Genomic DNA, 23,123 nt, shown 5'->3' with positions numbered 1-23,123 from the left:
GCTATTCCCGACACACCCGGCCTGTATTGGTGATCCATTATTAGTGATCCGTTGCAGCCGCCACCCCCGTCGCGACTGGCGGCGCTCCCTACTCCAAGGCAAGGGAGGGCGACTGAACGACCCCCGTGCGGCCCGTGTCGTTCTCCGAGGGGCAAGCTGCGCCGGGCGAGGTCAGAGGCAGGCCGTTGCCGGTTCCACAGGCGCGCCGCCAGGGTGGGCCCTGGATTCCGCATCTGCCGGACACGCATGAACTACGTGTTGTTTCCAGCCAGTTGGGAAACAAGCAGTTGACCTGTGTCTGGCGCAATGATCGGCTTGTGGGGCTCGTATCCAACCCGCCTGGGGAGAGGAAGCAACACCACCATGCGCAACAGACCATCACGGAGGCGGGCCCGCCCGGCCGCGACAGGCGCGGCCCCGCTGGGGCCCGTCGACTTAGTCGGCCAGGCGCATGCCGACAGCCATCTGCCCGTCACGAACCGGCAGAACCTCCCCCGGGCAGTCGTCGGTAGGTCCGCATGACCACCCTCGCAACGACGCCGCGGCACAGGCCGGGCCTGGCGCTCGGGGTGCTGGCCGGGGCGCTCGCACTGGATCTGAGCGGAATGGCCGTCCTCAACGCGTCGCTGCCGTCCGTCGGAGCACGCTTCGGCCTGGCCGACACCTCCCTCCAGTGGGTCATGACGGCGTACTCCGTCACGTTCGCCGGTTTCCTGCTGGTGGGTGGCCGACTGGCCGATGTGTTCGGCCGACGGCGGGTCTTCGAGGTCGGGGTCGCCCTGTTCACGGTGGCTGCCGTGGCCGGCGCCCTGGCACCGGACGGCGCGGTGCTGCTCGGCGCGCGGGCGGTCCAGGGAATCGGCGCGGCACTGTCGGGTCCGGCCGCACTGGCCCTGCTGACCGAGGTGTTCCCGGCCGGACCGGAGCGCAGCCGTGCGCTGGGCGTGTACGCCGCGGTCGGCGCGGCCAGCTTCAGCGGCGGGATGCTGCTGGGTGGCGTACTGACCGAGTTCCTCGGCTGGCGGTCGGTCCTGTGGTTCTCGGTGGCACTCGGAGTGATCGTGCTCGCGGTCACGCGGGCCGGACTGCCCGACGGGGCGGGCCGCAGGGGCCCGTTGGACATGGCCGGCGCCATCTCCGGCACCCTCGGCCTCGCACTGCTCGTCGTCGGCGTGAGCTGGGGCGGGGAGTGGGCATGGGCCGTCATCGGGGCCGCGGTGGTCTTCCTGGTCCTCTTCGTCGTGCGCGAACGCCGCACGGCCGACCCGCTGTTGCCGCTCTCCCTCTTCCGGCTCTCATCGGTGCGGCTCGCGACCACGGCGGCGTTCCTCCAGTACACGGCGTCGGTCGGGATCGTGTTCTTCGCGCCGCTGTATCTCCAGGGGATGCTGGGATACTCCCCGGTCGAATCCGGTCTCGCCCTGGTACCGATGTCGCTGACGGTGTTCCTCACGGCCACCTTCGCCACCGGACGGCTGCTGACCAAGTACAGCCCGCGAACGCTGATGGTCACCGGGCTCATCCTGATCGGCGCGGGAACGGCACTGTGGATGACCACCCCGCCGCATGGGAACTACGTGCTGCATGTGATGCCCGGGTTGGTGATCAGCGGCCTCGGCCAGGGACTGAACTTCCCCGCGATGACGACGGCCGGGCTCACCGGCGTTCCGCCGCACCAGCACGCGGTCGCCGGAGCGGTGAACGTCGTTGCGCAGCAGATCGGTTCCAGCGCCGGAGTCGCTGCCCTGGTCCTGGTCGCGGCGACCGGCGACAACCGGCTGGGGGGCTATCACCTGGCCTACCTCGCGGCCGCCATCGCCTGCGCGATCGGTGCTGCGGCCCTTGCGATGGTGCGGCGGCCATGAACGCGCCCGCGGTCGTCCTCGGCGCTCCGCGCAAGGCCGACCGCGGGTGTCGGCGTTCACGGAGAACTGTCTGAAAGGCTGGAAGGCCCGGCCCCACTGCACCTCCGCCGTACCGGCCTGGCCTGGCCTACGCGGTGAGGGGGCGCGGGGCCCCAGTTGGGATCAGGGGGCTGCTCGCGTGATCACAGCATGGCCAGGTGCGCTTCCACGTACGGGACCGCGACCGACTCCGCGGGGTGCACCGAGCCGAGCATCGGGTGCACGTTGACTTCGAACACCACGCCGCCGTTCTCAACGGCGAGGTCGACGCCGGCGAACGGCAGCCCGATGGACTCGGTGGCCGAGACGGCCAGTTTGCAGAGTTCTGCGGGCAGGTCATCAATCGGCAAGGGGGTGCAGCCCGCTCCCTGGGCCTCGTTGCAGGGAGCGTCCGGATCCGCCTGGACATGTTCACATGCCTGTACCGGGCGTCCGTCCAGCACGGAAACACGGAACTGATGGCGCAGCCCATCGGAGTTGAAGTTGTCGGCATCCCGGGAGATCAACCAGTCCTGCTCGGAACGGGCGTAGTAGCCGATCGCGGCGCGCAGTTGCTCGGGAGTGGTGACGTGGAAGACGTCGTTTCCGCAGGTGCCCAGCACCGGCCGAGCCCAGACGTTTCGACCCAGTCGCTCGAATGCCTCGGTGGCTCTCCGCGCGCTGGGCCGGGACAGACTGATGGTTTCCATATGCCGGATACCGCGCTGGGCGAACCGTTCCACCATGAGGTCCTTCTCGGTGGCCTCCCGCCAGGCACTGGCGTCTGTTCCCAGCGACACCACCCCATGCCGGCTCAGCAGTCGTTGGAACGGGGCGAAGCTGCGGCGTTCGGGAGGCTGAACCTCGTAGATGAGTACCGCCGAAGGTGTCACCATCAGGCCCTCGGCCGGCACCTCGAACCGGACTCCTGCATCGACGATGTGCGTCCGACCGGTCCCACCCGTCATGAAGTGCCGCGCGTCGATCAGTACGGGTGGTCGTCCGGTGAGTAGCTCGACGGCTGCGGCCAGAGCGGAACGACTGCCCTCCATCGAGGCGTGATCGGTCATCAACACAACCTCGCGTGTGCCCATATCGGCCTGATCCCCTCGCCCACTGGGTCGCACTTCGCGGCACCCGCGCCGCGAGGCTCGATCCTGCCAGCGTGACTACGGAAGGCGATAGCGCAATTACGGACGGCCGGTCCCGCGTGAGTCGAACTGCGGATGCGGGCCACGGCCAATTGCCGACTTCGCGTGACGAATGCACCGCGCTTCAACGACAGGCGGGGCGACGGGGTGCCGGGGTGACGGGCACGCAATAGATCATCTGCGCGACGGCGCTTAGGCTCCGGCACCATGGACTTCATAGCGATCGCACGCGTCAGCATGGGCTACGCCCTCGTCCTGGTGTCCCTCTTCACCTTGATCGTCATCGGCTCCCTGCTCGTGGCGCGGGATGCCTTGCTCTCCGACTACCCGCCCGCGATCAGGGAGCGGTACGGGCCGCAGAGCGCACGCGGCAGACGGACCGCGGCGGTGGCCGGCCTGCTGAACCTCCTGCTCTTCGTTGCTGTTCCGGTGGTCGGCGTGCTGGACCTGCACGACCGGGCCGAGGGGCACTTGGGCTTCTTACCGCCGTTCGTCCTGGGCACCACCGGCTTCCTCGCCCTCACCCTGTTCGACCTGCTGGTCATCGACTGGCTGCTGTTCTGTACGGTGCGGCCGCGCTTCATGGTGCTCCCCGGCACCGAGGGCATGCCCGAGTACCGTGACCTCGCCTTCCACGCCAAGGTGTTGGTCCCCCGCCCCGTGCCTTGGCCGCTCCTCGCCATCCCCGGCTACGGGGCGGTGGTGGGAGGACTGGCCCGGCTGGTCGAGACGATGACCGCCTAGTGGAAGATTCGGCCCGCACCGCTGTCGAGGGCGCCGGCCTGCTGGAGCCACCGCTGACCTAACTGACGGGGTAGCGGATGGCGTCTGCAAGGCAATCCATGGCGCCGGCGCAGCCGGACCCGGGCCCGCCCGGTGGCAAGGGGTGTGAAGGGTGACGGCGCCCCTCCCGGAACCGGTTACGGCGCATAATGCTCGCCATCGCGTTCGAGCGCCCCGTGACGACAGTTGCCGCATGCGCCGCCACGATCCTCCTTCTGCGCCTGCGGCGGCCGTTTCCGGATCTTCCGTGACGAGTCCGCCATCACCGGATGGGCGCACGGACACGGGCCGGTACGGAATTCAGCCAAAGCCGTTCTTCTGCTTCATGATTCACCCACCGGCGGCAATATAGGGGGACGTGTGCCGAGCACCGCTGTGCGTGCGCGAACGACATCGCAATGGGGGCAATAGAGCATGCTGAAGTTACGCACCAGTTCGCGCAGGCCCCGGGCCGGCGAGTCGACCCGATGAGGCGCGAGTGGCCGCTCGCCACTTTTCTCGGCCGACTGAAGCCCGCATCGCTCGCCGCCGCCCTGGAATTGGGCACCCTGGCCAAATACCCGGCACATCGCACTTTGTTACATCAGGGCGATGAGAGCAGTCATGTCCTATTGGTCACCCAAGGCGTGGTCAAGGTGGTGACGAGCTCGGCGGACGGTTTCGACATGCTCCTGGCGATTCGCCTGGCCGGCGATCTGGTCGGGGAAATGGCGGCGTTCGAGGACGAGCCGCGCTCCGGCACCGTCATCGCCTGCGGCGAGGTCACCGCGCGGATCATCCAACGGCGCACGTTGGAAACCTTCCTCAGCGGGCATGTGGACGCCATGGCCGCGCTGTACCGCATGATGAGTGCCCGTCTGCGCTGGGCGAACCGCCGTCGACTGGACTTCCGCGCCTACGACGCGTCGACCCGACTGGCCCGCGTGATCGCCGAATTGGCCCAGACCTACGGACAGGCGGTCAGCGGCGCCGACGGGCGGCGCTGCGCGCTCGGCGTAACCCTCACGCAGTCGGAATTGGCGTCACTCGCCGGACTGGCCCTCCCCACCGCGGAGAAGGCGCTCGCCGCACTGTCCCAACGCGGTCTGATCGAGCGCAGCTACCGTCAGATATCAATCAGTGACATTCCGCAGCTGCTGGAATTCGCAAAAATCGAGGCCGAGAACCCGTATTAATACGGGTTCGCTTCTCGCCGCCACTCCTAGCCTCTCCCTCACACCTCGCGGAAAGCCCGTGAGATGTGAGGGAGGAATGACCAAGTGGCCGATCAGGCCGGGTACTACCCCTGCACGTGCATTGCCCTGGATGTCCAGTCGTACGGAGGGAACAACGACCGCCGGCAATCCGAAATCCAGCACGATCTCCCCCGGCTCCTTTCCCGGGCCGCCCACAATGCGGCATTGGACCGGACCCGATGGCACATCCAGGCCAAGGGCGACGAGCAGTTGGCCGTCGCCCCCATGGACGGCTCCGAACCCCGGATCGTGGACGACTACATCCGCCACATCACGGCGGTGCTGCTCGCCTACAACGAGGACCGGGTACGCAGCGCGCGGATGAGAGTGCGGGCCGCCATCCACCACGGACCGGTGGAGGTCGCCGACAACGGCTTCGCCGGCCGGACCGTGGTCACCACCTGCCGACTGCTCAACTCCGATCCGCTCCGCGCCGCGCTGGCCGCCGCGGACGACGCCGACCTGGTGCTCGCCCTGTCCGACACGGTCTTCCTGAACACCGTGGCCGGCGGACACACCACGCTTCCCCGGTCCGCCTTCCGGCGGGTGGACATCCGGGAGAAGGAATGCGAGTCGACGGCCTGGTTGTGGGTACCGGGACACGATCCGGACGATCTCGACCCGGGAGTCGCCGCTCCGGAGGTCGACGGCCCCAGGGACCCGGCCGCCGCGGCCCGGACCACCACGACGAACAGCTCGGAACACCCCACGGCCGGCCATCCGGGCCAGGGGATCCGTAGCACCTACAAGAGCCGGAACCTCAACGTCAACAACTTCCACGCTCCCGTGGACCTGCGCGGCGGGGTCGTCGGATTCGGAACCACTGATGGCTGACCACGAGCCCGACGACGCAACGGCGCCGGCAGGCTCCGGAACAGGGGAAGAACCGCCTCGTCAGGCACCGGACGACGGCGTACCGGGACCGGCGGGTCCCGCTTCGGACCCCGCCGAAGACGAGACCACGCACCCCGCGCCGGGCCACCCGGACCCGGCCGCCCCAGACCTGGAGGCCCGAGACCTGGAGGCCGATCAACAGGACTACCACGAGCTGACCGGCGCTCTGAACCATCGGGTCCAGCAGGTCTACAACACCTTCTACGGCCGGGTCGACGCGGCGGAATCGGTGTTCGGATTCGGTGCCGCCACCTCCCCGGGACTGGCACCCGGCTTGGTCGAACCCGCCGAGATCGGCCGGGTACTGGCGCACTACCTGCACCCGGACACGTATGACGAAACCGCCGGCCGGCTGCAGTCCGACCACCTCCTGGTGCTGGCCGGGGAGGAGGGCAGCGGGCGGCGGGCTGGGGCGTTCGCGATGCTGCGGGACCTGCTGGGCGAGGATGCCGCGCTCCGGAGCCTGTCCCCCGCGAACTCGTTGACCCATCTCGCGGAGAAGGGGAGCGTCAAACCCGCGAGCGGGTACGTCATCCTCGACTACGCCGGCGAGACCGAGTCCGACGCGGTGCAGGACTACAACCTCAAGAAGCTCCAGGACGAGTTGCGCCGCCGCGGCTCCTACCTGGTGCTCACCGCCTCTCCGGCCGACCGACGGCGGTTGGCGCTGAAGGGCCACTGCGTGCCCTGGACCCCACCGGGCCCGCTGCCGCTTTTCGAGCACTGCGCGGACCAGATGTACGGAGCCGCCTTCCTCGGCCAGCTGCCCGCCGCGACCCTGGACGAACTCCGGGCGCTCGTGGCGGAGTTGTGGCGGCCCAGGGACATCGTCCGGGCCGCCCGGCAGCTCGCCAACGGCACGCAGGCCGCGCTGGAGGGCCTTCGGGACAGCGCCAAGCAGACCGTCCGGGACTGGTTCCAGAAGAGCCCCGCGCCCGAGGATCTGCTCCCGATCGCGGCCCTGGCCTTCGCCGAGGGGCTTCCCGAGCGCACCTTCGAGGAACTGGTGGTGCTCCTCGATGACTACGTGCGCAACGGGGACCGGCCCGCCGGCGAGCCGGTGTCCGACGAGGACGCCGTCCCGGTCACCCGGCCGCCCCTGCGGCAGAGTCGGGCCGCGTGGAGCACCCGCGCGTCCGGGATCGCCACTCCGGTGCACCGGGGCGACCGGTGCCGCAGCGAGCGGACGATCGTCTTCGCCTCTCCGAGGGTACGGGGGCTGGTGATCGGCGAACTGCACGCACTGTACGGCTACGAGCTCTGGTATCCGCTGCGGCGCTGGCTCAACCAGTTGGCCCTGGAGGGCGGCCCCCGGGTCCGGGAAGAGGTGGCGCGGGGCGTGGCGCTGCTGGCCCGGCACGCCCTGCCGGAGGTCGAGGAGAACCTCCTCCCGTCCTGGTCGGACGGGCTCAGCAGCCAGCGACTGACCGCGGCCTTCGTCCTGCAGTTCATGTGCGGAGACGAGCGCCTGGCACCGCAGGCACTCGCCACCGCCCTCGGCTGGTCGAAGCTGGGCAACGGGCAGTTGCGCGCCATCACGGCGGCGATGGCCTTCGCCGGCGAGGCCGGGGCCCTCTATCGGCTGGAGGCGCTCAACTGCCTGTGGGGGATGATCGTCCGCGGACAGCGGGTGGCGGCCGCGGCACGCCGTTCGCTGGTGCTCCTGCTTGCGACGGCCGCGGCCGAAGCGGAGGCCGAGCGCGCGGAAATCTCCCTCCGCTTCCTACGGACCCAGCTGGCCCACACCCGGGACCTCAGGGATCGGACCCTGGCCCTCGAATCCGTCCTGCAGATCCTCGAAGCGGAAGGGCTGAACCCAGGGGTACCGCTGACCGCGGAACTGCTCCAGCGGCACCCTCCGACCGCCCGGCACCTGGGCTGTCTCTGGACCACCGTGCTGCTCAGCGTGCGCCGCGCACGTGCCGTGACCGCACTGGTCCGCACCCTGGCCGCACTCCAGGACGTCCCGTCCGCCACCGGCTCGGTACGCGAGCTGGGCGAGGCGATGCGTGGCGCGCTGGACCGCCGGCAGTGGCAGGGACTGCGGGCCAACGTGTCGGTGGCGGTTCGCCATCCGGACTACGCGATACCTGGTACCCAGCACCTCGTACAGGTCCTCCTCGGAAACCTGCGACGCCACGGATCCACCAGCAATTCCCTTTCCCTCCAAGGAGGATGACAGCAGTGCCCGAGAACTATCCGATCGTGGCGGAGCAGATGCTGCAGACCGTGCAGCGCGGCTGGTGGTCACGCCGCCGGCAGCGCGCCGACGTACCGGCGCTGCCGCCCGGTGCGGTCTACGTCTTCCGGGTCGGCGGTCAGTACCGCGAATACCCGGAGGGGATGACCTTCGACCCGTCGCACCCCGACGTGGTGGACGCCTCGTCGGTGAGCCTGGTGGACACCAGGGCCCGGCTGGTCGAGGCGGAGCGGGTCGTCCCCTCGGTGAGCGAAGCCGACACCTTCACGATCCGGGCGTCCTTCACCTGCCAGGTCACGGACGCCACCGCCGTCGCCCGCCAGGGCATCGACGATGTGACGGTTCCCCTTCGCGCGTACCTTGCCGGGGACAGTGAGCTGTCACGGGTCAGCGCCGCCCATCGCATCGAGGAGGTCAACGCGGTCCGCGACGAGGCGACCCGCCGGATGACCGCGTACACCACGATCGTCACGCCGCGGATCGCCGGGATGAACGTGGAGTTCGTCGGCATCGAGGTGCTCACGCCCGAGGACCTGCGGAAGTGGGAGCAGAAGCTCCGGGACGAGCGTCGTGACCAGGAACTCCTCCGCGGACAGCACGAGTTCGAGTCCCAGTCGGTGCAGCGACTGGCGGAGCTGCTCCAGCAGGGCGGCGAGTACGTGGACGCGCTCGGGGTGACCCGCAACGTCATCGACGTCGCCGCGATCGCCGAGCGCGCGCACCGCCGGGAGGACGACGACCGGGCACACCGGCAGCAGGCGGCCGCCCAGGCCGGCGGCCGGGCGCAGGAGCGCGAGCGGGAACAGCGCGCACTCCACGCCGATCTGCTGCGCACCCTGGTGACGCACATGGGCCGGGCCGAACACTTCGTGGACTACCAGCAGGTGTTGCAGCAGTTGATGGAGCAGGGCACCGTCCCGGCCGCCGGTCCGGCGGCCCCGGCCGTGGAGTCCGCGCCGGCGGACCGCGCCAACGGCTCCCCCGCAAAGCTGACCAGCCGAAACGGCCAGGGGCCCGGCCCCCGTTACATCAAGGACGAGGACCACCTCCTTGACTGACTACCTCAAGCTGCCGGAGGGGTACGGCAGGCCCCGGGAAAAGGCCCCTCCCACGGGTTTCGACCCGGCCCGCCGGCTGCGGTCCCTCACCGGCGTGGACGAGAACCTGCTCGCCTGGGTCTGGTACGAGCGCAGCAAGTACACCGCACTGGGCGGCGTGGTTCTCGGTACCTCCGTCATCGCAGCGTTCTCCATGTGGAACTTCGCGAACGAGGCCGTCGGTGGCACGTCCGTCCTGGCGCTGGTCCCCGCCGTGGTCTGGATGCTGTTCGTGCTCAATCTCGACCGCTGGCTGATCGCCCCGCAACCGAACGCCAAACGACGGGTGACCCCGCTGCTGACGCGCCTCCTGGTGGCCGTGCTGCTGGGTACGGTCATCGCCGAGCCGCTGGTGTTGCGGATATTCCAGACCGCGGTCGAGGAGCGGATCCAGGACGAACGGCACGGCGACGTGGACCGGCTGCGGAGCAACCTCCTGCGCTGCAACCCCGACCCCTCACAAGGTTCCGGTGACCAGGGGCGGCCGGGTGGCTGCGACAGCTACCTGCTGTCGTTCAGCGCGACGCCGGGAGGGCAGTCCGCCGAGTTGGACGCGCTGCGCCAGGACGCCGCCGAGTTGCAGAAGCGGGTCGACCAGGACGCCAAACTGCTGGAGTCCCTGGATGCGGACGTCCGGAACGAGTGCCGTCAGCTGATCCGCGATGCCGGCACCGGGCTGCTGGAACGGACCTCGGAGTGCCAGCGGCTGCGGGCGAAGGCGGCCGACTACCGCGCCACGCACCACACCGCGGCCAACGAGCGCCGGCTGACCGGGATGAACGACCGGATCGGCCAGGACGGCAGCCGGCTGACGCACTCCCGTGGCGCCTTCCTGACCGCCCGGGACAAGGAGATCGCCCGCCGTGTGGCCCAGGAACGGGCGAAGCAGAAGGGCATCGGCGTGCTGGAGCGCATGGCGGCCCTGGAGCAGCTCACCGGGGACAACCCGACGCTGTTCACGGGTGTCTGGCTGGTCCGGCTGCTCTTCGTGCTCATCGACGTGCTGCCGGTGCTGGTCAAGTTCCTCGGCCAGGAGAGCAGTTACGACCGGTTGCTGTCGTCGCGCAGCAACAGTGCGGTCAAGGTGCACGACGCGGCCGTACGCGCCGCGGAGCGGAAGTCGCTGGCGGAGCTGGAGATCGCCCAGGAGGAGTGCGAACAGTACGTGCGGCGCCGCAAGGCCGAATTCGACGCTGCCCGCCGCGAGCACGTGGCGGAGATGAACATTCGCGTCAGCCAGGCGGTCAACGCCCTGGAGGACGAGTTGCGCCGTAAGTCGTCCGTCTGATCCGGCCCCTGCCGACCGGAGGGGTTCCCCGGCCACCGGCCGGGGAGCCCCCGTTGCGCCAGAGAGGAGTCCCGTTGTCCGTTTCGAGCCGGGCTGGTGGTCCACGCCGCGACGGCGGTGGTCCCAGGGGTGACGCCCTGGCCCGTTTACTGGTGACCGAGACCCGCGAGGAGATGGTCAAGGCGGATCAGAAGGCCGGCTTCCTGTTGTCCGTCCTCGGGCTCGCCGTGACCGCCCTCCTGGGAGCCGTGAGCGCGGGTGCCGTCGCTCCGCTGCGCTTCGGGGTGGTCGCCCAGCTGTGCTTCTGGTCCGGTTGTGCGGCGCTGCCGCCCTCGTTGTGCCTGCTGGGCCTGGTCATCGTGCCCCGTACGGCAACGGCCCGGCGGTACCGCGTGCACTACTTCGGCGATGCCGTCGGCTCCACCTCCGCCCACCTGAGCTCCGCCGTCCGCCGGACCGATCCCGTGGAGCGGGACGTCAGCCAGTTCGCCGAGCTGTCTCGCGTGGTCGCCACCAAGTACCGCTGGATCCGGCGCGGAATGGTCACGAGCGCGTTCTTCCTGGTCCTGACGTCACTCGGCGTGCTGCTCGGCTCACTGCGCTGAGCGGCGGATGGTGCCCCGCCGCCGCCCCTTCACATGCCGCCCCACCCCACCAGGCGCACCCTGGAGACATGGTCCGCGCCAACGAGGAGGTCGAGGCGTTGCTCCAGGAGTACGCCGACCTCCTTGCGATCAGTGGTGGTGACGCCTTCAAGGCCCGGGCGTACGAGAAGGCCGCCCGGGCGATCGGGGGGCATCCCGCCGATGTCTCGAAGCTCGATGTGACGGGGCTGCGGGAGATTCCGCACGTGGGGGCGTCGATCGCGGAGAAGGTGGTGGAGTACCTGCGCTCCGGCCGGGTGGCGGTGATCGAGGAGACCAGGGCGGAGATCCCCGCGGGGGTGCGGGAGCTGATCGCCATCCCCACGCTGGGGCCGAAGAAGGCCATGGTGCTCTACGAGGATCTGGGCATCACGTCGGTGGATCAGTTGCTGGACGCCGTCCACGAGGAGCGGTTGCGGGATCTGAAGGGGTTCGGCGAGAAGACCGAGGAGAACATCCTGCACGGGATCTCGCTGCTGCAACAGGCGGGCGGCGGGCGGATCCTGATCAGTGCCGCGATGGACGTCGCGGAGCAGATCACCGGGGAGTTGTCGGGGATCACCGGATGTGAGCGGTGCACCTATGCGGGGTCGCTGCGCCGGATGCGGGAGACGATCGGGGACATCGACGTCCTGGTGGCGGCGGAGCGGTCGGCGCCCTTCATGACGGCGTTGGCGGAGCTCCCGTACACCGCCGAGGTCATCGCGCACGGCCAGAAGAAGACCTCGATCCGCACCACCAAGGGCCTCCAGGTGGATCTGCGGGTGCTGCCGCCGGCCTCCTGGGGCGCGGGGCTCCAGTACTTCACGGGGTCCAAGGGGCACAACATCCGCACCCGTGCGATCGCCGTACGGAACGGGCTCAAGCTGTCCGAGTACGGGCTGTTCGACAGTGCGAGCGGGGAGTTGGTCGCGTCGGAGACGGAGGAGGAGATCTACGGCCGGCTCGGGCTGCCGTGGATCGCGCCGCCGCTGCGGGAGGACCGGGGCGAGGTGGCCGCCGGGCTCCGGGGCGACCTGCCCGACCTGGTGGCGGAGGACGACATCAGGGGCGATCTGCACACCCACACCGATCTCACCGACGGGCTGTCCTCGTTGGCGGACATGGTCACCGCGGCCGCCGCCCGGGGGTACAGGTACTTCGCCGTCACCGACCACGCGCCGAACCTCGCCATGCAGCGGATGACCGACGAGAAGATGCTCGCGCAGCGGGACGCGGTGCGTGCGCTGGACCGGAAGCACCGCGGTATGCGGCTGCTGCACGGCACCGAACTCAACATCGGGCCGGACGGCGACGTCGACTGGCCCGACGCGTTCCTGGCGGAATTCGACCTCTGCGTGGCCTCGGTGCATTCGCACTTCCAGCAGAGCCGGCAGGCGCTCACCCGTCGCCTCATCCGCGCCTGCGAGAATCCGTACGTCGCGATCATCGGGCACCCCACCACACGGTTGATCGGTAAACGCCCGGGAATCGACGCCGACTTCGACGCGGTCTTCGAAGCCTGTGCGCGGACGGGTACCGCACTGGAAATCAACGCCCACCCCGAGCGGTTGGACCTGTGCGACGAGGACATCCTCCGCGCCAAACGCCACGGTGTGAAATTCGCGGTGAATTCCGATGCCCACGCCACTACACATCTGCCGTATATGCGCTACGGGGTGGGCACGGCCCAGCGCGGTTGGCTCACCAAGGACGACGTCATCAACACCTGGTCGCTGACCGCGTTGCGACGCTTCCTGCGCGGCGGCCGCCGGTCGTAGCGACCGGCCGGCGCCGCCGCGCCCGGTCAGGCGGGTTCGGGCGCCGCTCGGGCAGCGCGGGCGAGTTGGTGCGCCCGGTCTAGTAGTGCCGCCGGGTCCGGCTCGGCCTGGAGGCCGCGGAGCAGCAGCAGCCACAGGTCGCCCAGGTGCTCCTCGATGTCCCGTCGCCCCTCCAGGGCGTCGGAGACGGTGTGCAGGCCGAAGAAGGCGCAGACCACACTGTGTGCGGTGGCGGCGGGCGGTACTCCGACGGCCAGTTCGCCGTTGCGGGCGGCCTCTTCGAGTAGTTGGGTGACGGCTTCGATCCACCCCAGGAACGGTGCCGGGAGTTGGGTCTCGATGGCCTTGCGCTCCGCCCAGAGGCGGGCCCCGGCCCGGACCACGATGTCGTCGCGGAACGCCCGCGCCACCTCGAAGCTCAACCCGACGAGTTTCTCCAGTGCGGGCACACCGGGCTGTCGGTAACGGCCGATCAATTGCGGCCAGGTGTCGAAGTGCTCCTCGACGATGGCGAGGGCGAGCTTCTCCTTACTCGCGTAGTGGAAATAGATCGCGCCGCTGGTGCGGCCGGAATGCGCGCTGATATCGCTGATGCTCGTGCCGACATAGCCCCGTTCATCGAACAAGGTTGCGGCTGCTTCCAGAAGGAACCTGCGCGTGGTCTTCGCCCGGATCTGCACGTGCACCTCAGATGTCGTTCTCGTGCCACCTGACAGAAATCTACCGCGCCCGGGCGCTTCCAATTCACGGGTGCGCGTGTTCGAATTTCGATATTCCCTGGTCATATGAATACGTCACCTGTCGACGCAGTCGAGAAGAATGGGCCGCTCAGCTGGTCCCGCACCGTCGAGCGGGAGTTGGTGCACCGGACCTCCGTGGCCGAGGTCCTCCTCACGGACGTGCGGCGGACGACCGCGCCGGACGTCTTCGAGGCGGCGGCGTCCTGGCCGCGGGCCCATACGACGTTCCCCCGCGACGGATCGCAGCGGCACAGCCCGCTGGTCCTGGTGGAGACCCTGCGCCAGCTCGGGCTGTACGTCCCGCTGCGGTTCCTCGGGGTTCCGGCGACGCGCCACGCGATCATCACCGACCTGTATTTCCGCCTGACCCCGAAGAGCGAGCCGCCGGCCGAGCCCGGCGCGACCGAGGTCACCTGCCGCGCCCGGGTGAGCGGCATCCGACGGACACCGGACCGGACCGTCAGCGGCCTGCGGCTGGACGCCTCGTTCGCCGCCCGTGGGGCGGTGTTCGGGCAGGGCGGCGGCGGGGTGCGGTTCGTGGACGGGGCGGGTTACGCCGCGCTGCGGACCCGGGGTGCGGCCGGTGCGCCGACGGCCGCACCCCGGACGGCGGCACACCGGCCGGACGCCGGCGCGCTGACGGTGAACCACCCCCAGGACGCGGTTCTGGCCGAGGACGGGGACGGGCTACTGGTGGCGCCGGCCGACCCGCTGCACCCGTTCCTCTTCGACCACCCCACCGACCACGTGCCCGGGATGGTGCTCCTGGAGGCCGCGCGACAGGCCGTCGCGTACCGCAGCGGGGGCGCGCTGGCCCGGCCGTGCGCCGGGCGGCTGCGGGCGGTGCGGTTCACCGAACTCGCGCCGGCCGCACGCGTGCTGTGCACCCGGTACCACTCGACGTGTGTGTTCCGCGTCGTCCAGGGCGGCACACCAACGGCCTACGGCACCTTCGGTTACCCATAGAGCATAAAATATGGACATTTATCGATCTATTGACCCTGCCGCATCGCCGTCCGTAACGTAACGATCGTTATTTTCCGACGCCGAGCGCGCCCAGGTCTCCCCTGTCCGGGAGCCGCCCTCAGCCGGAACCCCTCAGCCCGCTGCCGCGGCCGCGCACCGACACCGTCACGCCTCCGGGCCGACCGGTCACGTCGCCGCCCTCCGGGCCCATCGGAACGGAACCTCGGATGACAGCACATCGCATCCTTTCCTGGACCCCCGCCGCCGTGGTCTTCGACTGCGACGGCACGTTGATGGACACCGAACGCCACTGGGTGGACGCCCGTGACGCGGTGCTGCGCGAATACGGCCGCACCCCCGCACCGGGCTTCTCGGAACAGGCCCGGGGGCTGCACTACACCGCGTGCGGACGGCTGATGGCCGATTCCCTCGGCCGCCCCGAACTGGCCGACGAGCTCACCGCATCGCTGCTCGACCGCTTCCGTCGGCTCGTCGCGGCGCATCCGACGACCATGCCCGGCGCCCCCGAACTGGTGCGCTCGGCCGCGCAGTTCGCCCCGCTGGCGGTGGCCAGCAACTGCCCGCTGGAAGTCGTCGAGTCCTGCCTCGACGTGGCGGGGCTGCGGCGGTTCTTCGACCACATCGTGGTGCCCGACGCCACTACCAGACCCAAGCCCCATCCGGACGTGTACCTCACCGCGGCCCGCCTCTGCGGGGTCGAACCGGCCAGGGCGCTGGCCGTCGAGGACTCGCCCTGCGGCGTCCGGGCCGCCGCGGCGGCGGGACTGCGGGTGATCGGCGTGGGCCCCCGGCCCGCCGCGCCGGAGACCGAGATGGCCGACTGGTGGGTGCACTCCCTGGAGGAACCGGCGGTGCAGGGCTGGGCGGGGGCCCGTATCCCTGCCCAGGGCTCCGGACCCGGCGCCACCGGGAACGGCAGACCGTAACTCCCGCCCGACGTGGGGGAGTTCCGCCGCCGCGCCGCACGACGGCCGCGGCGGCGGGCCCGACCGGGCAACCGGCCCCCGCGGCCGGCCGCGTTAGGGTGAACGCATGCTTTGACGCTGGCCCGCAGCCCGGGCACCCCCACCGACTCCTTCGTTCCCGCACCGCATCCCGGATCCGGATCCACGAAGGAGATTCCCTGATGACCACGTCGGCCCTGATCGACGTACCCGAAGCGTTCGCGACGTCCTACGGTGCGCACGGCGCCGCGGAGCGGGACTGGCTCACCGCGCTGCCCGCGCTGGGCGCGGAGTTCCTCGACCGCTGGACGCTGCGGCCGGACGGCCCCGCCCGGTACGGCATGGCCTCGCTCGTCCTGCCGGTGCGGCGGGCGGACGGGACGCCGGCCGCGCTCAAGCTCCAGCAGTTGCGGGAGGAGACCGCCGGCGCATCGGCGGGCCTACGGGCCTGGCGGGGCAACGGCATCGTGCGGCTGCTCGACCACGACGCGGAGACCGCCACCCAGTTGCTGGAACGGCTGGACGCCGGCCGACCCCTGCCGGCGGTACGCGACGACACCGAGGCGCTGCGGATCCTGGCCGAGCTGATGAGGCGGCTGGTGGCGGTGCCCGCCCCGGCGGGGCTGCGCCGGCTCTCGGACCTCGCCGCCACCATGCTCGACCACACCCCGCGGGCCGTCCCCGCGCTCCGCCACCCGGCCGAGCGGACGCTGGTGCGCACCTGCGCGGCCGCCGTGGCCGACCTGCTCGGCGAGGCCGGGGACCGTCTGCTGCACTGGGACCTGCACTACGACAACGTGCTGGCCGGGGAGCGTGAACCCTGGCTGGCCATCGACCCGGAACCGCTGGCCGGCGACCCCGGGTTCGAGCTGCTGCCGGCCCTGGACAACCGGTGGGACGACGTGGTGGCCACCGGTGACGTGCGGCGGGCGGTGCTGCGCCGTTTCGACCTGCTGACCGAGGTGGTCGGCCTGGACCGGGAACGGGCCGCGGGCTGGACGCTCGGCCGGGTCCTGCAGAACGCCCTGTGGGACGTCGAGGACGGCAGCCCCGCCCTGGCGCCGTCCCAAGTGGCCATCGCCGGCGTGCTGTTGGACCACCGGATGCCGGCCGGGGCGAACCGCCGCCGCCGGGGGTGAGGCGGCGCAGCCGTCCCGGTCCGGCGTGATCCGGTGTATTCCGTGGCGCGGCGGGCTTCTGCCATGCTGCCGGGCGGGGCACTCCCCCGCCCGGCAGGGGAACCGCGCCCGCTGTGACCGGCCGACGAAGGGGCAGCACGTGAACGACATGGACGACCAGGGGACCGGCCTCCCGGAAGGCGCCGCACGGATCGCGCTCACCGACACCGCCGCCGCGCTGCTGCGGTCGCTGCACGCGCAGCACGGGCCGCTGATGTTCCACCAGTCCGGCGGTTGCTGCGACGGGAGCGCGCCGATGTGCTATCCGGCCGGGGAGTTCCGTACCGGCGCGTCGGACGTGCTGCTGGAGAAGCTGGCGGTGGACGGGGTGCCCGAGCCGGTGGGCTTCTGGATGTCGGCGGACCAGTTCGCCCGCTGGCGGCACACCCATCTGACGGTGGACGTCGTACCGGGGCGGGGCAGCGGCTTCTCGCTGGAGGCGCCGGAGGGCGTGCGCTTCCTGATCCGCTCGCGGCTCTTCACGGACGAGGAGCGGGCGCAGCTCGACGGGTGAGGCCCCGCACGGTGGGGCCCGGCGTGGTGGGGCTCTGCGCGGTGCGGCGCAGCGGCACCGGTGGACATGGCGAGGCCCCGCGCACGGGGGAGAACGCGGGGCCTCACACTGAGAAACGGGCTGCGGGCGGTCGGGGTTCCCTCCCGGCGAAGATTTCGCGGAAAAATTTTGGACGGGCCGGGTCGGGGACTTCCGGCCGGGCGCCGGGCGCGGTCACGGCTCGTCCTGCACCAGGCGCTCCAACATGTCCTGGAACTCCACGTCGACCACGACTCGCAGGCCGTCGCCGTCCGGTTCGCTCAGCGGTGTCATCATCCCGCGGCGCCACCAGTACACCCGGGGGCTGATCGCGCCCGCCGCGTCCTCGTGGCCGGCCGCGGCGAACTGCGCCATGGCCTGGAGGGCCGGGATGACCTGGGCGTCGTGGATGCGGTGGAACGCCAGCTGGTGGCGGAAGGGCAGGGCGACCAGGGCGCCGTCCCGGGTGAGGGCGGTGCCCATGAGGCGCTCGACCAGGTCGTCGAGGACGAGGACCCGGCTCGCGGTGAAGAAGGAGTCGCCGAGCAGCACCTCGAACGCCGAGCCGTCGCCGCGGCGCACCGTCTCGTGCCCCTCGACCGGCAGGGCGCGCAGGTTGTTCATGGCGCGGATCCGCAGCTCGGCCACGTCCCCGAGGTCGGTGAGGGAATCCTCGCTGAGCATTTGGACGGCCTCGGGCAGGTCGAGGGCGAGCACCTCGCACAGTCCGGGGGCCGGTTCGCGGCCGTAGTGGAAGGAGTCGGAGGCGGGCAGGGTCTCCTGGGCGACGATCCGGGGGTAGAGACAGGCCCGGATCTCGTCGTGGGAGAGGATCTCCAGCGGCTGCGGGCCGTCCATGGTGCGCAGCACCTTGCCGACGTGGTCGCGGATGAGCGTCGGCCAGCTGCGCTCGCCGCGGCGGTCGCGGTGGCAGACAGCGGCCAGATTGCCGAGGCCGAACTGGCGGCCGGCGGAGTCGGTGACCACTCCGGCGTACGCGGTGACCTCCAGACCGCGCTCGGCGAACGCTTGCCGGACCTGGGTTCTGAAGGCGCGGCCTTCCCGCTCGGAGAAGAAGCTGAACTCCTCGTCGCGTGCGAGGTCGCGGGAATCCCGCTTCGGTCCTCGGCGGAACAGACCCATCTCTTCCTCCCGGCTGCGGCCCTCCGCGGCCACCCGCATCGGCCCTTGAATGCGCCGATCGTAACGGGTGCCCCTGACAGCGGCGTCGCCCCGCGTCCTGGGACGGGGCGCGGGGCGACAGTGGGGAGGGTGAGCGGAGAAGGAGGACGGAGGTGGAGCGGACGGTGCGGGGTCGGGACTGGTCGGGACTGGTCGGGACCGGTCGGGACTAGCCGATGGTGACGTCGATGCAGGCGTAGAAGGCGTTCGCCGTGTCGGCGATGTTCCACACCGCGAGGATCTTCTGCTGGCCCTTGATGTTGCCGAAGTCGACGGTGTGGGAGACCTCGGCCGGGGGCTGGGCTCCGTTGCCGTTGATCTCGGCGACCTTCTGGCCGCCTGCGAAGTACTGCCAGTTGCTGGTGGCGTGCCGGGCCGTGAAGCGCCAGGTGAAGGTCTGGCTGCTGCTGATCGGGGTGACCTTCCACGGCTTGGAGTCGTCGTCCAGGTCGGCGAACTGGCTGTTGCCGCCGCTGCAACTCGTCAGCCCCTTGGGCCCTTCGACGCTCTGCGGCTCCCACTTGATGGGGCCGCAGTCGATGGTGCCGGCGGCGCACTGGGCCTGTCGGCTGGGCGGTGAGGAGACGTAGCCGTGGGCACTGGCCGGGCTGACCGGCAGACTGACGACGAGGAGGGGGGCGATACCGGCGCCTATGGCGAGGGCCAGCCTTCTCTTCTTGTTCATGTCAACCCTTTCGCGTAGGGGGGTGGTTGACGCGAGGGCGTGCCGAGCAATTGGTCTAGACTTAACGCTGTGACCGCGTACGGTCAAGAGGTCGGGAGCGCCTCAGTGCCCGCTCCGCCCGGCGCGCTGGACGCCCGTACCACCAATTCCGGGGCGAGCCGGACGGTACGGACCGGTCGGCGGGGCCCGGGGACCGGGACCGCGGCGGGGGTGCGGGCGAGCAACCGGGCGGCCTCGGCGGCCAGTTCGGCCACCGGCTGGCGGACGGTGGTGAGGGCCGGGTCGGCGAGGCCGGCCAGCGGGACGTCGTCGAAGCCGGTGACCGCGACCTCACCGGGGACGTCGGCGCCGAGTTGCCGCAGGCGCTGGAGGGCACCGGCCGCGATCAGGTCGTTGGCGCAGACCACGGCGTCCGGTCGGGCGGGCCAGATCCGATCGACGGCGGCCCGGCCCCACTCCACGGAGAAGTCGCCGAGCACCGTGCGTTCCGGGGCGGTCGGGTCGAGGGCGGTCACCCCCGCCGCGTACGCCGTGTGCCGTTCGACCGCGGCGGAGGCGGTGCCGGCGGCGCCGATGAAGCAGGGGCGGCGGCGGCCGGTGGCGGCCAGGTGCGCAAGGACCAGGGCCATCCCGGCCGCGTTGTCGACGGCGACCGAATCGGCGACGCCGGGGCCGCAGCCGCGGTCCAGCAGGACCAGCGGCACCTGCGCCGCGGCAGCCGCCACCGCGTCCCGGCTGCGGCGTTCGTCGACCGGGATGAGCAGCAGGGCATCGACCCGGCGGCCCAGCAGCGCGGCGATCCGGGCGGCCTCGGTCTCCGGGTCGTCATCGCAGTCGGCGAGCAGGACGGCCCGGCCCTCGGCGTGCAGGGCGTGCTCCAACTCCCGGACGAGGGAGGGGAAGAAGGGGTTGGTGATCTGCGGGAGGACCAGGCCGACGGTGCCGGTTACGCGGCTGCGCAGCGCGCGGGCGACCTCGTTGGGGCGGTAGCCCAGGCGGTCGGCCGCCGCCCGCACGGCGCGCGCCGTCTCGGCGCCGACCGGGCGGGTGCCGGCCAGGACGCGGGAGACGGTGGCGACGGAGCAGCCCGCCGCCCGCGCGACGTCCCGCAAGGTCACTTCGGCCACGACGGCGTGCCCTTCCACTACGGGACGGCGGCCCTGCGCACCGCACTGCCCCGGACGGTGGCGGCAATCGTTATCACCGCACGTACCCAGGCGTACCAGCTCCGTTCCCCTCCGTACCAGCGGGTAGAGGGGTCGCCTGCCTCACACTTCGTTGATGATTCATTGACATCTCCGCGCAACATGAGCGAAATTTCCGGAGAACGTTTTCCCGAGGTAGCGCCCGGTGCACGCACCGGCTCCACTGGAGCGGCTGACGCCGCGCCCCCTGGCTGGCGCGCCCCTGAGATCGAGTTCACCCCGCTTCACCGTTCCGCAGAGCAAAGGGGCTCTCCCGTTGGCCAGAAAAATCATCCTCGACTGCGACCCGGGGCATGACGACGCGATCGCCATGCTCCTGGCCCACGGCAATCCCGACATCGAACTGGTCGCCGTCACGACCGTGGTCGGGAACCAGACGCTGGAGAAGGTGACCCGCAACGCGCTGTCGGTGGCGACGATCGCCGGGATCACCGGTGTGCCGTTCGCCGCGGGCAACCCGCGTCCGCTGGTCCGGTCCATCGAGACCGCCCCCGACATCCACGGCGAGACCGGCCTCGACGGGCCCGAACTGCCCGAGCCCGCCTTCGAGCTGGACCGCCGGCACGCCGTCGACCTGATCATCGACACCGTGATGTCCCACGAGCCGGGCGAGATCACCATCGTCCCCACGGCCGGGCTGACCAACATCGCCATGGCCGTGCGCAAGGAGCCGCGGATCGCCGAGCGGGTGCGCGAGGTCGTCCTGATGGGCGGCGGCTACCACGAGGGCAACTGGAGCGCGGTCTCCGAGTTCAACATCATCATCGACCCCGAGGCCGCGCACATCGTCTTCAACGAGACGTGGCCGGTCACCATGGTCGGCCTGGACCTCACCCACCAGGCGCTGGCCACCCCCGAGGTCGAGGCGAAGATCGCCGCGGTCGGCACCGCGCCGGCCCGGTTCGTGCTGGAGCTGCTGGACTTCTTCCGCGAGGCGTACCGCGAGAACCAGGGCTTCGAGTTCCCGCCGGTGCACGACCCGTGCGCGGTGGCGTACGTCATCGACCCGGACGTGATGACCGTCCGCAAGGCTCCGGTCGACATCGAGCTGCGCGGCGCGCTGACCCTGGGCATGACCGTCACCGACTTCCGGGCGCCGGCGCCGGCCGACTGCCACACCCAGGTCGCGGTCAAGCTCGACCACGAGCGCTTCTGGAACCTCGTGGTGGACGCCCTTGAGCGGATCGGCGAAGGCCGCGCATGAACGTCTCCACCGCACCACGCTCCACAGACGTTTCCGGCGGCGGTTCCGGCGTACGGATCGGCGTGCTGGTCACCGCGTTGCTGGTGGCCTGTTTCGCCTTCCAGCTGAACGCCAGCATGCTCAGCCCGGCGCTCAAGAGCATCGAGGACTCGCTCGGTGCCAGCTCCGCCGAAGTGGGCATGACCCAGACCGCGTTCTTCACCTCCGCGGCGCTGTTCTCGCTGTTCCTGCCCCGGTTGGGCGATGTCCTGGGCCGGCGCCGCGTGCTGGCCGGCATGCTCGCCCTGATGGCCGTCGGCTGTGTGGTCGCCGCGCTCGCGACGAGCATCCCGATGCTGTTCGCCGGGCGGATCATCCAGGGCGTGAGCGGGCCGGTCGTCCCGCTGTGCCTGATCATGCTGCGGGTCGAGGTCCAGGAGCCCAAGAAGTACGGCACCCTGCTGGGCGTGATCACCGCCGTCAACGGCGGTATCGCCGGCGTCGACTCGCTGGCCGGCGGCTACCTCGCCGACCACCACGGCTTCCAGTCGGTCTTCTGGGCGATGGGGGTCGTCGCGGCACTGGCCACGGCGCTGGTCGCCACCCTGACCCCGGAGTCCAAGGCGCCCAACGCGTCCCGCATGGACTGGCCCGGCGTCGCGCTGCTGGTCGTCTCGGTCGGCGCGCTGCTGATCGCGCTTAACGAGGCGGGCAAGCTGGCCGCCGCCAACTGGCCGATGATCGCCGTGCTCGTGGTCCTGGCCGCCGCCGCGTTCGCCCTGTTCTGGCGGACCGAGAACCGCAGCGGGCACCCGTTGGTCGCCACCCGGCACCTCAAGCAGCGGGCCACCTGGTCGCTGCTGCTGACCACGGTGCTGACCATGACCGGCGTGTTCGCGGTGATGAACGGCCTGATCCCGGCCTTCGCCCAGGACGCCCAGGCCGGACTGGGGATGTCCGCCGAAGCGTCCGCCTGGTGGACGCTGTCGCCGTACGCGCTCGCCGGGTTGGCGATGGGTCCGCTGGCCGGCCGGCTGGCCGCGACCTTCGGCTACGGCCGGATCCTGCGGCTGGGCCTCGTCGGGGCCGTGGGTTCGGTGGTGCTGATGCTGCTGACCATGCACAGCCAGTCGCACGTGCTGCTGCTGGTGACCTCGCTGCTGGTGGGCATCACCTACGCGGGCGTGGCCAACATCGTCCTCAACGGGCTGGGCATCGTCCTCTCCCCCGGTGAGAACCCCGGCTTCCTGCCCGGTCTGAACGCCGGCGCCTTCAACCTCGGCGCGGGGCTGAGCTTCGCGGCGCTGTACGCGGTGAAGACCGCGCTGACGCCCGCCGACCCGGCCTCGTCCGGCGGCTACACCGCCGGCATGATCGCCGGTGTGGTCATCCTGGCGCTCGCCATCGCGACGTCGTTCCTGATCCCGAAGCCGACCACCGCCGAGGCCACGAGCTGACGGCGCGGGCCGCGCACCGACCGCCCGCCGCTCCCGGACCCCCGGGAGCGGCGGGCGGTCCCGTATTCGGGCCCGGGGCGGCCGGCGGGCGCCGG

At 70.8% G+C, this 23,123-nt stretch carries 20 protein-coding genes; 15 read left to right on the top strand and 5 right to left on the bottom strand.

Translation table 11 applies throughout. The features are described from left to right. Positions 1–518 precede the first annotated feature (518 nt). The gene (locus ACFVT2_RS05885) at positions 519–1,865 is read left to right on the top strand and encodes an MFS transporter (RefSeq protein WP_390012642.1); all 1,347 of its coding nucleotides are present in this window, start codon (positions 519–521) and stop codon (positions 1,863–1,865) included. A gap of 182 nt (positions 1,866–2,047) precedes the next feature. Here ACFVT2_RS05885 and ACFVT2_RS05880 read toward each other — a convergent pair whose 3' ends face one another. Continuing rightward, positions 2,048–2,953, bottom strand: coding sequence for a RimK family alpha-L-glutamate ligase (locus ACFVT2_RS05880; RefSeq protein WP_390012640.1), 906 nt, complete (start codon positions 2,951–2,953; stop codon positions 2,048–2,050). 288 nt (positions 2,954–3,241) lie between these two features. Between ACFVT2_RS05880 and ACFVT2_RS05875 the strand changes: the two genes are divergently transcribed. The 8 genes from ACFVT2_RS05875 (at position 3,242) to polX (ending at position 12,935) form a co-directional block, all read left to right on the top strand. After that, positions 3,242–3,778, top strand: a complete 537-nt coding sequence (locus tag ACFVT2_RS05875; RefSeq protein WP_390012638.1) for a hypothetical protein — start codon at positions 3,242–3,244, stop codon at positions 3,776–3,778. 506 nt (positions 3,779–4,284) lie between these two features. After that, complete coding sequence (locus ACFVT2_RS05870; RefSeq protein ID WP_390012636.1) at positions 4,285–4,992, top strand: Crp/Fnr family transcriptional regulator; 708 nt, start codon at positions 4,285–4,287, stop codon at positions 4,990–4,992. Positions 4,993–5,217: 225 nt separating this feature from the next. Then, the gene (locus ACFVT2_RS05865) at positions 5,218–5,886 is read left to right on the top strand and encodes a hypothetical protein (protein WP_390012634.1); all 669 of its coding nucleotides are present in this window, start codon (positions 5,218–5,220) and stop codon (positions 5,884–5,886) included. Then, a complete protein-coding gene (locus ACFVT2_RS05860; protein WP_390012632.1) occupies positions 5,879–8,125 on the top strand; it encodes a hypothetical protein in 2,247 nt (748 codons plus the stop codon). Before ACFVT2_RS05865 ends, ACFVT2_RS05860 begins: the two co-directional genes overlap by 8 nt. A gap of 5 nt (positions 8,126–8,130) precedes the next feature. Beyond that, positions 8,131–9,204 (top strand): hypothetical protein, encoded by a 1,074-nt coding sequence (locus ACFVT2_RS05855; protein ID WP_390012630.1) that lies wholly within the window; start codon positions 8,131–8,133, stop codon positions 9,202–9,204. Then, entirely contained in the window at positions 9,197–10,531 is a 1,335-nt protein-coding gene (locus ACFVT2_RS05850; protein WP_390012628.1) for a DUF4407 domain-containing protein, read from the top strand. Before ACFVT2_RS05855 ends, ACFVT2_RS05850 begins: the two co-directional genes overlap by 8 nt. 152 nt (positions 10,532–10,683) lie before the next feature. Continuing rightward, positions 10,684–11,136: a Pycsar system effector family protein gene (locus ACFVT2_RS05845; RefSeq protein WP_390012626.1), complete on the top strand. Its 453-nt coding sequence runs from the start codon at positions 10,684–10,686 to the stop codon at positions 11,134–11,136. 68 nt (positions 11,137–11,204) lie between these two features. After that, positions 11,205–12,935 carry a DNA polymerase/3'-5' exonuclease PolX gene (gene polX, locus ACFVT2_RS05840; protein WP_390012624.1) on the top strand — a complete coding sequence of 577 codons (1,731 nt, stop codon included), beginning with the start codon at positions 11,205–11,207 and terminating at the stop codon, positions 12,933–12,935. Positions 12,936–12,961: 26 nt separating this feature from the next. Here polX and ACFVT2_RS05835 read toward each other — a convergent pair whose 3' ends face one another. Then, positions 12,962–13,621, bottom strand: coding sequence for a ScbR family autoregulator-binding transcription factor (locus ACFVT2_RS05835; protein ID WP_390012622.1), 660 nt, complete (start codon positions 13,619–13,621; stop codon positions 12,962–12,964). 99 nt (positions 13,622–13,720) lie between these two features. Here ACFVT2_RS05835 and ACFVT2_RS05830 point away from each other — a divergent pair, with 99 nt between their 5' ends. The 4 genes from ACFVT2_RS05830 (at position 13,721) to ACFVT2_RS05815 (ending at position 17,298) form a co-directional block, all read left to right on the top strand. Further along, a complete protein-coding gene (locus ACFVT2_RS05830) occupies positions 13,721–14,641 on the top strand; it encodes a ScbA/BarX family gamma-butyrolactone biosynthesis protein (RefSeq protein WP_390012620.1) in 921 nt (306 codons plus the stop codon). Between the two features lie 227 nt (positions 14,642–14,868). Next, the gene (locus tag ACFVT2_RS05825) at positions 14,869–15,588 is read left to right on the top strand and encodes an HAD family hydrolase (RefSeq protein WP_390012618.1); all 720 of its coding nucleotides are present in this window, start codon (positions 14,869–14,871) and stop codon (positions 15,586–15,588) included. A 200-nt stretch (positions 15,589–15,788) separates the two neighbouring features. Next, a complete protein-coding gene (locus ACFVT2_RS05820; protein ID WP_390012616.1) occupies positions 15,789–16,745 on the top strand; it encodes an aminoglycoside phosphotransferase family protein in 957 nt (318 codons plus the stop codon). A gap of 148 nt (positions 16,746–16,893) precedes the next feature. Continuing rightward, a complete protein-coding gene (locus ACFVT2_RS05815; protein WP_390012741.1) occupies positions 16,894–17,298 on the top strand; it encodes a DUF779 domain-containing protein in 405 nt (134 codons plus the stop codon). Positions 17,299–17,511: 213 nt separating this feature from the next. Here ACFVT2_RS05815 and ACFVT2_RS05810 read toward each other — a convergent pair whose 3' ends face one another. The 3 genes from ACFVT2_RS05810 to ACFVT2_RS05800 all read right to left on the bottom strand — a co-directional run bounded on the left by ACFVT2_RS05810 (position 17,512) and on the right by ACFVT2_RS05800 (position 20,310). Further along, entirely contained in the window at positions 17,512–18,459 is a 948-nt protein-coding gene (locus ACFVT2_RS05810; RefSeq protein WP_390012614.1) for a hypothetical protein, read from the bottom strand. A 208-nt stretch (positions 18,460–18,667) separates the two neighbouring features. Further along, entirely contained in the window at positions 18,668–19,183 is a 516-nt protein-coding gene (locus tag ACFVT2_RS05805; RefSeq protein ID WP_390012612.1) for a lytic polysaccharide monooxygenase auxiliary activity family 9 protein, read from the bottom strand. 83 nt (positions 19,184–19,266) lie between these two features. Then, positions 19,267–20,310 (bottom strand): LacI family DNA-binding transcriptional regulator, encoded by a 1,044-nt coding sequence (locus ACFVT2_RS05800; protein WP_390012610.1) that lies wholly within the window; start codon positions 20,308–20,310, stop codon positions 19,267–19,269. Positions 20,311–20,644: 334 nt separating this feature from the next. Between ACFVT2_RS05800 and ACFVT2_RS05795 the strand changes: the two genes are divergently transcribed. Together ACFVT2_RS05795 and ACFVT2_RS05790 are read left to right on the top strand one after the other, a co-directional pair. Beyond that, positions 20,645–21,592: a nucleoside hydrolase gene (locus tag ACFVT2_RS05795; protein ID WP_390012608.1), complete on the top strand. Its 948-nt coding sequence runs from the start codon at positions 20,645–20,647 to the stop codon at positions 21,590–21,592. Continuing rightward, the gene (locus ACFVT2_RS05790; RefSeq protein WP_390012606.1) at positions 21,589–23,028 is read left to right on the top strand and encodes an MFS transporter; all 1,440 of its coding nucleotides are present in this window, start codon (positions 21,589–21,591) and stop codon (positions 23,026–23,028) included. The genes ACFVT2_RS05795 and ACFVT2_RS05790 overlap by 4 nt, the downstream gene beginning before the upstream one ends. Positions 23,029–23,123 lie beyond the last annotated feature (95 nt).

The organism is Streptomyces sp. NPDC058000 (assembly GCF_042886435.1).
Lineage (GTDB): Bacteria > Actinomycetota > Actinomycetes > Streptomycetales > Streptomycetaceae > Streptomyces.
The sequence above is the reverse complement of the archived record's forward strand: the minus strand, read 5'-3'. Positions and strand labels throughout refer to the sequence as shown.

Bases quoted from the DNA above. Each gene is read 5' to 3' on its own strand.
- ACFVT2_RS05885 (WP_390012642.1), top strand. From the start codon at position 519: ATGACCACCCTCGCAACGACGCCGCGGCACAGGCCGGGCCTGGCGCTC.
- ACFVT2_RS05880 (WP_390012640.1), bottom strand. From the start codon at position 2,953: ATGACCGATCACGCCTCGATGGAGGGCAGTCGTTCCGCTCTGGCCGCA.
- ACFVT2_RS05875 (WP_390012638.1), top strand. From the start codon at position 3,242: ATGGACTTCATAGCGATCGCACGCGTCAGCATGGGCTACGCCCTCGTC.
- ACFVT2_RS05870 (WP_390012636.1), top strand. From the start codon at position 4,285: ATGAGGCGCGAGTGGCCGCTCGCCACTTTTCTCGGCCGACTGAAGCCC.
- ACFVT2_RS05860 (WP_390012632.1), top strand. From the start codon at position 5,879: ATGGCTGACCACGAGCCCGACGACGCAACGGCGCCGGCAGGCTCCGGA.
- polX (WP_390012624.1), top strand. From the start codon at position 11,205: ATGGTCCGCGCCAACGAGGAGGTCGAGGCGTTGCTCCAGGAGTACGCC.
- ACFVT2_RS05830 (WP_390012620.1), top strand. From the start codon at position 13,721: ATGAATACGTCACCTGTCGACGCAGTCGAGAAGAATGGGCCGCTCAGC.
- ACFVT2_RS05825 (WP_390012618.1), top strand. From the start codon at position 14,869: ATGACAGCACATCGCATCCTTTCCTGGACCCCCGCCGCCGTGGTCTTC.
- ACFVT2_RS05820 (WP_390012616.1), top strand. From the start codon at position 15,789: ATGACCACGTCGGCCCTGATCGACGTACCCGAAGCGTTCGCGACGTCC.
- ACFVT2_RS05815 (WP_390012741.1), top strand. From the start codon at position 16,894: ATGGACGACCAGGGGACCGGCCTCCCGGAAGGCGCCGCACGGATCGCG.
- ACFVT2_RS05810 (WP_390012614.1), bottom strand. From the start codon at position 18,459: ATGGGTCTGTTCCGCCGAGGACCGAAGCGGGATTCCCGCGACCTCGCA.
- ACFVT2_RS05805 (WP_390012612.1), bottom strand. From the start codon at position 19,183: ATGAACAAGAAGAGAAGGCTGGCCCTCGCCATAGGCGCCGGTATCGCC.
- ACFVT2_RS05790 (WP_390012606.1), top strand. From the start codon at position 21,589: ATGAACGTCTCCACCGCACCACGCTCCACAGACGTTTCCGGCGGCGGT.